Below are 10,875 nucleotides of genomic sequence, written 5' to 3'. Positions count from 1 at the left end.
ATGCCGCCGGGCGTGCCGCACCGTGTCGAGGACGCCCTCGGGGCCCGCGTCGGCGATGTGGTTGCCGGCCAGCGTCACCGCGTGGAAGCCCGCTCGTGCCAGGGCGCCGAGCGCCTCCGGGTCGGCCGGCGGGGCCGGCACGTCCGTGCTGCTCTGCGCGGTGGTGGTGGAGTGTGGCACCTCCACGTGGCCGATGACCACGTCGCCGCCCGTCAGCACGTGCCGGCTCGGCTCGAAGAAGGAGTCGGGTTCGGGTTCGGGTTCGTCGAGGATGATGTCGCCCACGGCGAGGATGGTCGTCATCGCCACTGCCCTCCGTCCTCCTCGTAGCCCGCGAGTTCGTCGAGGAACAGCCGTACTTCGCGGGCCAGCCGTGCGGGGCGTTCCTGGGCGACGAAGTGGCCTTCGTCCTGGAACAGGACGGACTTGCAGCCCGGCACACGGGTCGCGGCGCGCAGGGCCGCATCGGGTGAGATGACACCGTCGCGCATGCCGGCCAGGGACAGGACGGGAACGTCGATCGTCTCCAGGATCCGCGCCACTTCCTCGTTCGTGCGGGCTTCCGGGAAGGGCATGCCCTGGTTGACGGTGGCTTCCTCCTCGCTGTACGTGAGGTTGCGTGCGACGAGCGCCCGGACGGTCTCCTCGCGCAGGGCCAGGCGCTCCTTCCCCTCTGTGGGCCCGCCCAGGACGCGGAACTGCTCCTCGACGACGGCCGGATCGCGTCTGCCCTCGACGATGCGGCGGCGGCCGGCGGACGACGATGTGTCCCCGGTGCGGTCGTGCGGCGCGCCCACCACGCTCACCAGGGCGCGCAGCCGCTCGGGGTGGTGGCGGGCGAGGTGCCAGCCGATGCCCGCCCCGTGCGAGACCCCGGTGTAGACGAAGCTGTCGATGCCCAGGTGGTCGGCGACGGCCAGCACGTCGTCGCCCCACTGGTCGAGCCAGCCGGCCGCGGGCGGCCGTGCCAGGTGGGTGGAGCGTCCGAAGCCGCGCGCCTGCACGGTGACGACGGTGCAGCGGTAGGGGGGCTCGGCGAGTACGCGGGGATAAGGCCCGAAGCCCGAGGCACTGGAGATGACCACGTCGCCTCCGCTGCCGTGCTGCTCGTACCAGACGTCGGCGCCGTCGAGAGCCAGTGTGGTCACGGGCGGTTTCCCTTCTCGTTGGACGCGGCGGGGGCCACGTGGTGGGGCAGGTGGGACAGTTGCCGCCCGCGTGCCTGGTCGAGGAGCGTGCGGGCGTCGTGGTCGAGCAGGAGCCCCTGGCCGGTGAGTTCGGCGCAGGCCTCGCGGAAGCGGTCCGTGTAGGCGCGGTGGGTGGGGTACAAGGCAGCCAGTTGCTCCTGGGGCAGCGATGTCATGTGGCCGATGAGCCGGGCTACGTCCCGCGGGTCGCCGTGCGGTGCCCATGGTGACGGTTCGCAGTGGCCGGCCAGCGGAGTGCTGTGGGGGTGGTAGGCGGCGACGGGTGCCTCGACCCAGGGGGTGCGCACACCACCACGCACGTTGCCGTACTCGTCGCGTGCGAGTTCCTCGGGTGCTCCTGGCGGCCCGTCGGGCACATGGTCGGCGTAGTGGAATCGTGCGGCGCGCGGTGGCCGCCGTCCCTCGGCGGCCCAGCCGTGCAGGAGTGCGTACGCGGCGCGCGCCACCGCGTCGAGCCGCGCGTCACTCGGCTGCTCGGCAATGCGCCGCTCGGGTACCCGGTGGCCGAGGGCGCGGAACTGTGCCCTGTTGGTCGAGACGTCGGGCAGCGAGGGGTTGTCGTGGGACGTGCCGGCCACCTGGTAGAGGCGGTAGCGGTCGCCGGGCTCGTCGGCGTCGTCCCGCAGGGCGATGCGGTGGGTCTCGCTCTCGAACTCGCTGAGCACTTCGAGTACCGGCACGTCGGCCGGCCGGATCGTGCGGCGCGGATCGTCCGGCGGCAGCGGCTCGGAGTCCGCGCCGAGCGGTGGGTAGCCGGCGGCTCCCGCCGCCCCCGAGGAGATGCCGATGAGGTACCCGTCGACCGCCGGTGCCCCGCCGGGGAGGCGGTGCCGGCCGTGGAAACCGTCCTGGAGGAAGACCCGGCAGACACTGCCGGTGTTCGACCAGCCCGACAGGTAGACGTGGCGGACCTGGTCCGCCATGCGGCCGAGGACGCTGGAGTCCTCGGTGCGCAGGCTGGCGAGGACCGTGCCCACGATGTCCCACCGCAGGCTCGCGGAGGCGATGTCGATCCGCGCGTAGCGTGCCGGGTCGGCATCGTCGCGGAGTGTCCGGGCGCTTCGGTGGTCCTGCGTGATGCCCACCCAGGCGGCGCCGGTCGCGGTGATCCAGGGGTGGGCGGTGCGCCACGCGGGCGCGCTGTCGTAGTCGGGGTGGAGGGGTTCGGCCTGCACGACGCCGCTGAAGCGTCCCGCGTCCGGTGTGCGGACCAGTACGCGCGTGGTGAAGCGCCGTTCGCCGGTCTGCTCGACCACCCCGTCGCGGTGCCGGTACTCGCCCGCGGTGGCGGAGACGAGGAACTCGCGTTCCGTGTAGCCGAGCGGGCCGAGGTCGACCCCGGTGTCCGCTTCTGGCAGGTGGCTGGTGCCGAGAGGGCGGGAAGTCGCGGTGATCGGCACTTCGTTCAGGTGGAGCTCTGTCACGGCTGCCGACCTCCGGGTCCGGCCGGCGTCTCCTCGTACATATGCGGCCAGGGGGGTAGTTCGTGCGCGCGATGGCAGGCCACCCGGCCGCCGTGCGGTGATGGTTGCAGGAGGGGGCGTTCGGTGCGGCAGCGGTCGACGGCGTAGGGGCACCGGTGTGCGAACGGACAGGCGTCGCCGAGCGGTGACAGCCTCGCGGGCGGTGGTGTCAGCGCCTCGCGGCGTGCGCGCCGTTCCCGTTGGACGGCGATGTCACGTGCGGGCGCGGACATGACGAGCCGCTGGGTGTACGGGTGGCTGGGAGTGCGGCAGACCGACTCCGCGCTGCCCGATTCCATGATCCGGCCCCGGTACAGGACGACGATCTCCTCCGCGATGTGGTGGACGACGGACAGGTCGTGGGTGATGAAGAGCATGGACAGGCCCAGGTCCTGCTGGAGTTCGAGCAGCAGGTTGAGGATCTGCGCCTGCACCGACAGGTCGAGGGCGCTGACCGCCTCGTCGCATATGACGAGTTCGGGGCGGAGTATCAGCGCGCGGGCGATCGAGGCGCGCTGCCGCTGGCCGCCGGAGAACTGGGCTGGGTACCGGTTCGCGGCTTCGGGGCCGAGGCCGACTCGTTCCAGCATGGCATCGACGGCGGCGGTCCGGCTCTCGCGTCCCCGGCCGCCTCGTTCGGTGCCCGCGGCATGCGAGCGCAACGGCTCGGCGAGCGTGTAGCCGAGCGTCTTGGTGGGGTCGAGGGAGCTGTACGGGTCCTGAAAGACCGCCTGTATCTGCTGGGGCCGGTCACGGCGGCCGAGTTCGCGCAGGTCGGTCGTGCCGTACCTGACAGCGCCCGCGCTGACGGGCGCGAGGCCGAGCACGGCGCCCGCGACCGTGGATTTGCCGGAGCCCGACTCGCCCACGACGCCGACAGCGCGGCCGGGCGGCACCCGCAGGCTCACCCCGTCGACGGCGCGTCGCCGCTTGCGGTGCCCGATGGCGTAGTCGACGTGCAGGTCGTCGATGACGAGTTCGGCCGTGGCGGACGGCACGGTGGTGTTCATCCGTGTGCCTCCAGGGCTTTGGTGTGGATGCATCGGCTGCGGTGTCCCGCACGGATGCCGATCATGGGAATCTCCCTTTCGGCGCAGTCCTCCTCGGCCATCGGGCACCGGTCGCGGAAGCGGCATCCGCTGGGCCGGGCCCCCGGCGGGGGCACGCTGCCCCCGATGGCGCGGATGGGGGTGCGCCGTGTCGCGTTCTCCGGACTGGTGGCGATGAGCGCGCGGGTGTACGGGTGCGCGGACCGGTCGAAGATCTCGGCCACGGGCGCGCTCTCGACGACCTCACCGGCGTACATGACGGCGACGTGGGTGCAGAAGTCGGCGACGACTCCCCAGTCGTGGGTGACGATGAGGACGGCCATGCCGGTCTCCCGCTGGAGCCGGCGCAGCAGGGCCAGGATGTCCGCCTGCACCGTGACGTCGAGCGCCGTGGTGGGTTCGTCGGCGACGAGCAGCTCGGGAGAACCGGCCAGCGCGGCCGCGATGGCGACGCGCTGGGCCATGCCTCCCGAGATCTGGAAGGGGAAGCGCCGGGCGATCTCCTCGGGATCAGGCAGTTCGACCGTGGCCAGGAGTTCACGCACCCGGCGGTCCGCGTCCCTTCGCGACAGCTTGCCGTGGCGGCGCACGATCTCGCGCAGCTGGGCGCCGATCCGGAACGAAGGGTCGAGGGCGGTCATGGGCTCCTGCGAGATCAGGGCGATGCGGCTGCCCCTGAGCTCCTCGAGTTCCCGCTGTCCGGCTGAGAGAAGGTCGCGGCCGCGGAAGCGTACGGTGCCGGCGGTGACGGTGCCGTTGCGGTCCAGGATGCGCAGGATGGTGCGGGCCGTGACGGACTTGCCGCTGCCAGATTCGCCCACGAGTCCCAGCGTCTGGCCGCTGTCGAGGTCGAAGCTGACGCGGGTCAGCATCTCGGCGTCGCCCGCCGGCGTGCGGAAGGAGACGGCGAGGTCGCGCAGGGACAGCAGCACCGGGTCAGGGCCGGGGAGCATCCGCGGTGGCACCGCGCGGCGGCTGACGGGCTTGGCGAGCAGGCCGCCCGACGATGTGTGGCTCTGCGCTGTGACGTCGCGGACCACATCGCCCAGGATGCCGAGGGCGAGGACCGTCAGCGCGATCAGTACGCCCGCCGGGGCGAGCAGCCACGGGTCCTCGGTGACGGTCAGGACGGACTCGTTGATCATCCCGCCCCAGGTCGGCGCCGGCGGCGGCGGGCCGAGTCCGATGAAGGTCAGGCCGGTCTGCACGCCGATGGACACGGCCGCGAACAGGGAGGACTGGACGATGACGGTGCCGCGGCAGCGGGGAAGTATGTGGCGGAAGACGATCTGCGTTCGGCTCAGGCCGAGCAGTTCCGCGGCGGAGACGTACAGTTCGCGGCGCACGGCCATGGCCGTTCCGCGGACCATCCGGAGCATCCCGGAGCCACCGAGCACACCGAATGTGATCATGGCCGCCGTGATGGACCTGTCGAAGATCGACAGGATGGCGAGCAGGATGACGATCGCGGGGACCGACATCACGAGGTCGGCTGCCCGCATGACGATCCGGTCGAACCTGCCGCCGAGGTACCCGGCGGTGACACCGAGCGGCACGGCTACCAGCAGCTGAGCCGCGACGCCTTCGGCCACGCCCACCAGGGTGGAGCGTCCGCCGTACAGCAGCCTGCTGAGTACGTCGCGTCCGAGGCTGTCCGTGCCCAGCCAGTGCCCGGTGGTGGGGAGTTGGAGCACGTGGTGCAGGTCCTGGTGCAGGGGGTCAGCGGGCGCGGACACCGGCGCGAGCGCGCACGCGAGGAGGAGAAGGAGGAGGAAGCCCCCGGTGACGGCGCCGCGCGGGCTGCGCACGAGGGCGGGGAGGACGCCGCGGCGGGCGGCGCGGCCCGCACGTGCCACTGCTGTCATGAGACGCGCACCTTGGGGTTGAGGAAGCCGTAGGCGATGTCGATGAGGAAGTTGACGAGGATGACCGCGAGGGTCAGCACCACGCCCACGCCGAGGATGAGGGGCACATCGTGGTCGAGTGTGGCCTGGGTGGCGAGCGATCCCAGGCCGGGCAGGACGAACACGTTCTCGATGAAGACGGCGCCGGTGAGCATTCCCACGGCGATCAGGCCGAGTGACGTGACCACGGGGATGGCGGCGTTGCGCAGGACGTGCCGGTAGTGCAGGGAGCGGCTGCTGACGCCGTTGGCCCGCAGGAACCGCACGTAGTCGGCCTCCAGGACGTCGAGAACGGCGTCCCGGGTCTGCTTGGCCACGGCGGTGATGCCGTTCAGGCTGAGGGCGATCACCGGCAGCACGATGGAGCGCAGCCAGCCGAGGGGGTCCTCCGTGAGCGGCTGGTACCCGGTGGCCGGCAGCCAGCCGAGCCGTACGGCGAAGACGATGACCATGATGAGCGCGATCCAGAAGCCCGGCAGGGCGAAACCCAGGAGGGTCACCAGGTCGATGAACCGGCCGAGCAGTCCTCCGCGCACCGCGGCCGCGAACCCGAGGGCGATCCCCACGACGGCACTCAGCAGCAGACCGGGCACGAGCAGGGACAGGGTGACGCCGGTGCGTGTGGCGAGGCTGGACGTGACGTCCACACCGTTGATGATCGACGTGCCGAGGTCACCGTGCACGGCGCCCGCGAGCCAGTGCCCGTAGCGCTCGAACCAGGGCTCTGTCAGACCGAGTTGCTTACTGAGGGCGGCGACGGACGCCGGCGTCGCGTTCTGTCCGAGTATGGTCTGCGCGGCGTCCCCGGGGACGAGGGCCTCCAGGGCGAACACGATGAGGGAGACGAGCAGGAGAAGGGGGATCGACATCGCGATCCGGTTGGCTATCAGCCGCAGCACGATGTGCCTCCGGTCATGCGCGGTCCCGCCCCGGGCTCACTTCAGCCGCCAGGAGTAGGCGGCCGTGGGGCCCACGGGTACGGGGTTGGGGTTGACGACCGACGACGTGACGTGTTCGAGGTCGGGCGAGGAGTAGGAGATGTTCTTCGTCGCGAACACCGGCACGAACCAGGCGAGTTGCTGGAGCCGGCGGGACGCCTGCTGGTAGAGGTCGGTACGCGCGCCTGCATCGGTCTGCGCGGCGGCGCGGGCGAGCAGCGAGTTCAGCTCCTTGTCCGAGGAGCCGAAGGGGTTGAAGACACCGCTCATGATCTGCAGATCGGTCGCCTGCATGCTGGCACCCACGTTGGGAAAGATGGTGGCGGCGTACTGCTTGGACAGCGCGTCGCCGGTGAACTGGGCGATGCCGGTCGACTCCACCCTGAGTGTGACGTCGATGCCGATGTCCCCGAGGGCCGCCGCGATCGCCTGGGAGTAGTTGGTGTTGGGGTCGATGATGGACTGGGTCAGTACCGTCAGCCGGAAGCCGTGCGGGTAACCGGCCTGCGCGAGGAGGCGTTTGGCCCTGGCCACGTTGTGCCGGTAGCCGAGTGACGCCTTGTAGCCGTCCGTGCCGGGAAGCATGATCTGGTCGCTGGCCGAGGCGTACGCACCGGCCAGGCCGTGGGCGATCGTCGACCGGTCGAATGCCAGGGCGATCGCGTGGCGGACTCTCGAATCGGCGAGCGGCGGCGACACCTTCCCCGTGCGGTCGACGAGGTTCAGCGCCCAGTTGTAGAAGGGCGCGGTGTTGATCCTGAGGCCGGCCGCTCGCGCCGCGTCGACGGTGTTGGCGCTGCCGTTCGCGTACTGGACCTGCCCGGTCTTCGCGGCGGCCAGAACGGCGTTGGGGTCACCGATGACCTTGATGGAGACGGTGTCGAACTGCTGCGCCGACGGGCGGAAGTAGTGGTCGTTCCTCCGGTACACGTAGCGGTTGCCCGCTATCGAGTCCTGGCCGTCGTAGACGTACTGGCCCGTACCGTCGCTGGCGGTGAGCAGGGAGGCGGGGTGGGCCAGCCCCTTCGGGCCGATGATGTTGCCCATGCCGTTGTACTGCGTCATCGCCATGGGCGCTTCGGGGTTGGGGTCCGCGAAGGTGACACGCACCTTCATGGGGCCCAGGGCCTCGACCTTCGCGATGTGCCCGACGTTGCCGACCAGCCCGCCGCCCGCGTGCAGGAAGTAGCGCATGGACGCCACGACGGCCCGGGCGGTCAGGGGGGCGCCGTCGGAGAACGTCACGCCGTCGCGCAACCGCAGGTCGAAGACGGTGTTGGAGTCCCCGGCGAAACCCCATGAGGTGGCCAGGTCGGGCACCAGCCTGCCATCGCCGCTCAGGTAGATGAGCGGGTCGTAGGCGAGCGAGACGAACGTCGTCGACCCGCCATTGCCGGCCTTCGCGGGGTCGAGGCTCACCGGTGGACCCTCGAACTGCATGGTGAGGTCCCCGGTGTCCGCCGCCCTGGTGGCTCCGCCCGCCGAGCAGGAGCTCAGCGCGAGCACGGAGGCCAGGACGGCCGCGGGGAGGAAACGGTGACGACGAGCCGGACGGGAGCTGCGCCGCATGCCGCGAAGAGGCCTTCTCATTACGCACTCCAGCGGTGTGTTCTCAGCGATGAGTTGGTGTGAACTTATAGCTGAGGCTTACGAGCGTCAATATAAGTGCAACACATTTCTTCCTACCGTCATCCGGCTCCTCGAAGGCAAGCGGCTGCCACCACCGATGAAACGAGTACGCAGGGATCAACGTACGCACTCCACCTGTACCATCGTCACGCAAAGTGCAATAGAGATTGACTCTCTCGGATGGGGAAACACAGCGTGCGAACCGAAGCTGACGGCAGGGAGAGCGCCCAGCGGCCGCCGATGCCCCGCGGCAGGGGCGGCTCATCGCCACAGCACCTTCTGGTCACCTTGCTCGGTGACTACTGGATCGGCCAGGAGGAGGACCTGCCGTCGGCCGGTCTCATCGAGCTGCTCGCCGAGTTCGGCGTCACACCGTCCAGCGCCCGGGCAGCGCTCAACCGTCTGTTGCACCGGGGGCTCCTCGAGATCCGCAGGGCGGGCCGCCAGACCTACTACCGGCTCGGCGCGGAGGCCTCGCAACGGCTGGCCGAGGGCGGCAGGCGCATCGCCGGCTTCGGGCTCCGTCCCGTGTGGGACGGCACGTGGACCGTGGTGGCCTTCTCCGTGCCGGAAGAACGCAGGGGAAGCCGGCACCTGTTGCGGTCGAGGCTGACCTGGTGCGGCTTCGCGCCCCTGTACGACGCGGTATGGGTTTCGGCGTCCTCGACCGCGGCCGAGGCCCGGGCCGTGCTCGGCGACCTGGAGATCGAGTCGGCCAGCGTGCTGACGACGAGCGCCGGCACGGCCCTGGGCCGCTCCCCGCTCGACGCCTGGGATCTGCGGGAGCTGGCCACCGTCTACGAGTCGTTCATCGAGGAGGCGTCCGCACTGCTGGACCTCGCACGAACCGGGGATATCGCGCTCCGCCGCGCCCTCGTGGCCCGCACGCACCTCATGGACGCCTACCGGCGCTTCCCGGGGAGCGACCCGGGCCTGCCGAGCGAGCACATGCCATCACACTGGCCGCGCGACCGTGCCCGGGCGCTGTTCGTGGCCGCCTACGAGGCACTCGGTCCGCTGGCCGAGGCACGGGCCGGGCAGATCATGGCCCGCCACGACCCCGGTGCCGCCGCCCGCGCCCGCTGCCGGTCGATCAGTCAGCTGCTGCGCCGGGAAGCGGACCCCGGGCCACTGCCCAGTCCGCGGTCGTGAGGTACCTGACGCAGGCGGCGGCCGCCTCGTCGTGGGCGGCGACGATCTGGCGGAAGCGGATCTCGGCAAGCGGCGCGAGGCCGTCGTAGAGCGCGCGGAAGCGTTCCCGTGCCGCCGCGCGGGGCCAGTCCCGCGGCAGGGCCTCGTCCGGCAGGCCGGGGTCGAGCGGTGGGAACGCGCGCCAGGCGTCGAAGACCCGCAGCCGGTCGGTGAGGGCGGCGACAGGGCTGGTGCTGCCGGCCTCCAGAGCGGCGGCCGACGCCTCGTGGTCGTCGGCGAACCTCCGGTAGGCCTTTGCCAGGGCGTCCAGGTCCCATGCCGTCAGAGGCGAGGCGCCGCCCGCCTCGGCAGCGCGCAGGACGGTGAGATTGACGACGCCCGCCGCCCGGAAGATCGGCTCCAGTGCGGCCGGATCCGCGTGCGCGGAGACCCAGAGGCCATCGAGCAGCGGTGCGAAGCCCAGCCAGCGCAGGTAGTTGCGCACCCGGTGCCGGATGTGCCGCTGCTGCTCGGGGATGCTGAAGGCCGCCACCGTCCACAGCCCGTCCCAGTCGTCGTACCCGGCCCCGAAGCCGGCGATGCTCGCGGCCTTCTGGCGGCTGTCCTGCCTGCCGTCGTCGCTGAGCCGCAGGTAGGACTGCCTGCCGGAGCGTTCCGACTCCAGCACACCGCGCTTGACCAGGCGGTTGGCCGTGGCCCTCGCACTCGTCTCGGTGACGTCGAACTCGGCGAGCAGGGAGATGACCGCGGACATGGGCAGCGACGCCGGGCTGTCGAGCCAGTACTCGCTCAGCAGCGTCGTCAGCAGGCGCTGGGGCGATGCGCCCGACTGCTGGCGGGGCAGGACACTCCCCTCCCGCGCCCGCCGCAGGACAAGGGCTTCGAGGGAAGACGGCTCGGACGACACGGTCCCACCATAGCGGCGCGGTGCGGCAGCCCTCAGGACAGGCGCCGCCAGGCATGGTCCAAGGCACTCCTCAGCCGGTCGACCTGCCGGGCGGACAGCCCCTCGGTCATGGCGGCCTCCAGCCGTTCCACCGGCTCGGCGTAGTCGGCGAGCAACCGGTGACCGGCCCCGGTCAGGGAGATCAGGCGCTCCCGCCGGTTGTCCGGGTTGGCACGGCGCACCACGTGGCCGCGCGCCTCCAGCGTGCGGAGCATGTCGGCCATGGACTGCGCGGTGACGAAGGAGTCCCGGGCGAGCTGTGCGGCGGTCAGCCCGTCGTGCCTTTGCAGCACCGTCAGCGCGGTGTACTGCAACGCCGTCACACCGGCCGGCTTGAGGACCTCCTCCAAGCGGGCCCGGACGACGAGTTCGGCGCGTTTGACCAAGTAGAGGAGGGAAGGCGGCGGCTTCCCGCCCGGCTCCGCCGTCGTCGCGACCGACTCGCACACAGCACACTCCCTGCCACTCGGACCAGCCGCCGCGGCGTGCGGCGCGCGCAGGGGAGCGAGAGTACCCCATTGACAGGATTCCTGTTGAAGGTAAAACTGCCGATTGCCAGGAATCCTGTCAATGAAGGAGCGGCACT

General features: G+C 71.1%; 10 protein-coding genes. 1 reads left to right on the top strand and 9 read right to left on the bottom strand.

Annotated elements, in window-relative coordinates:
- From JFN87_RS17285 to JFN87_RS17255, 7 genes are all read right to left on the bottom strand, one after another.
- Positions 1 to 303, bottom strand: a 303-nt coding sequence (locus JFN87_RS17285; RefSeq protein WP_209340984.1) for a CapA family protein, incomplete at its 3' end; no start/stop codon positions are given.
- Positions 300 to 1,148 (bottom strand): alpha/beta fold hydrolase, encoded by an 849-nt coding sequence (locus JFN87_RS17280; protein ID WP_209340983.1) that lies wholly within the window; start codon positions 1,146 to 1,148, stop codon positions 300 to 302. The genes JFN87_RS17285 and JFN87_RS17280, both read right to left, overlap by 4 nt.
- Positions 1,145 to 2,632 (bottom strand): alpha/beta hydrolase domain-containing protein, encoded by a 1,488-nt coding sequence (locus JFN87_RS17275; RefSeq protein WP_209340982.1) that lies wholly within the window; start codon positions 2,630 to 2,632, stop codon positions 1,145 to 1,147. The genes JFN87_RS17280 and JFN87_RS17275 overlap by 4 nt, the downstream gene beginning before the upstream one ends.
- Positions 2,629 to 3,681 carry an ABC transporter ATP-binding protein gene (locus JFN87_RS17270; RefSeq protein WP_209340981.1) on the bottom strand — a complete coding sequence of 351 codons (1,053 nt, stop codon included), beginning with the start codon at positions 3,679 to 3,681 and terminating at the stop codon, positions 2,629 to 2,631. The genes JFN87_RS17275 and JFN87_RS17270 overlap by 4 nt, the downstream gene beginning before the upstream one ends.
- On the bottom strand, positions 3,678 to 5,585 hold the full coding sequence (locus JFN87_RS17265; protein ID WP_209340980.1) for a dipeptide/oligopeptide/nickel ABC transporter permease/ATP-binding protein: 1,908 nt from the start codon (positions 5,583 to 5,585) through the stop codon (positions 3,678 to 3,680). The genes JFN87_RS17270 and JFN87_RS17265 overlap by 4 nt, the downstream gene beginning before the upstream one ends.
- Positions 5,582 to 6,523 carry an ABC transporter permease gene (locus JFN87_RS17260; RefSeq protein ID WP_209340979.1) on the bottom strand — a complete coding sequence of 314 codons (942 nt, stop codon included), beginning with the start codon at positions 6,521 to 6,523 and terminating at the stop codon, positions 5,582 to 5,584. Before JFN87_RS17260 ends, JFN87_RS17265 begins: the two co-directional genes overlap by 4 nt.
- Before the next feature lie 36 nt (positions 6,524 to 6,559).
- Positions 6,560 to 8,152 (bottom strand): ABC transporter substrate-binding protein, encoded by a 1,593-nt coding sequence (locus JFN87_RS17255; RefSeq protein WP_245180092.1) that lies wholly within the window; start codon positions 8,150 to 8,152, stop codon positions 6,560 to 6,562.
- A 234-nt stretch (positions 8,153 to 8,386) separates the two neighbouring features.
- On the opposite strand from JFN87_RS17255, the gene JFN87_RS17250 reads away from it, so the two are divergent.
- Entirely contained in the window at positions 8,387 to 9,343 is a 957-nt protein-coding gene (locus JFN87_RS17250) for a PaaX family transcriptional regulator (RefSeq protein WP_307865491.1), read from the top strand.
- Here JFN87_RS17250 and JFN87_RS17245 read toward each other — a convergent pair.
- Both JFN87_RS17245 and JFN87_RS17240 read right to left on the bottom strand, forming a co-directional pair.
- The gene (locus JFN87_RS17245) at positions 9,285 to 10,250 is read right to left on the bottom strand and encodes a PaaX family transcriptional regulator (protein ID WP_209340977.1); all 966 of its coding nucleotides are present in this window, start codon (positions 10,248 to 10,250) and stop codon (positions 9,285 to 9,287) included. The two genes, JFN87_RS17250 and JFN87_RS17245, sit on opposite strands and share 59 nt — an antisense overlap.
- Positions 10,251 to 10,282: 32 nt before the next feature.
- Entirely contained in the window at positions 10,283 to 10,738 is a 456-nt protein-coding gene (locus tag JFN87_RS17240; protein WP_307865490.1) for a MarR family winged helix-turn-helix transcriptional regulator, read from the bottom strand.
- Between the last annotated feature and the right edge of the window lie 137 nt (positions 10,739 to 10,875).

Origin of the sequence: Streptomyces montanisoli (genome assembly GCF_017813245.1) — a bacterium.
Classification (GTDB): Bacteria; Actinomycetota; Actinomycetes; order Streptomycetales; family Streptomycetaceae; genus Streptomyces; species Streptomyces montanisoli.
This window is presented reverse-complemented; position numbering and strand designations above follow the sequence as displayed.

Coding starts and splice junctions, on each gene's coding strand:
- JFN87_RS17265 (WP_209340980.1), bottom strand. CDS start 5,585: ATGACAGCAGTGGCACGTGCGGGCCGCGCCGCCCGCCGCGGCGTCCTC.
- JFN87_RS17255 (WP_245180092.1), bottom strand. CDS start 8,152: ATGAGAAGGCCTCTTCGCGGCATGCGGCGCAGCTCCCGTCCGGCTCGT.
- JFN87_RS17270 (WP_209340981.1), bottom strand. CDS start 3,681: ATGAACACCACCGTGCCGTCCGCCACGGCCGAACTCGTCATCGACGAC.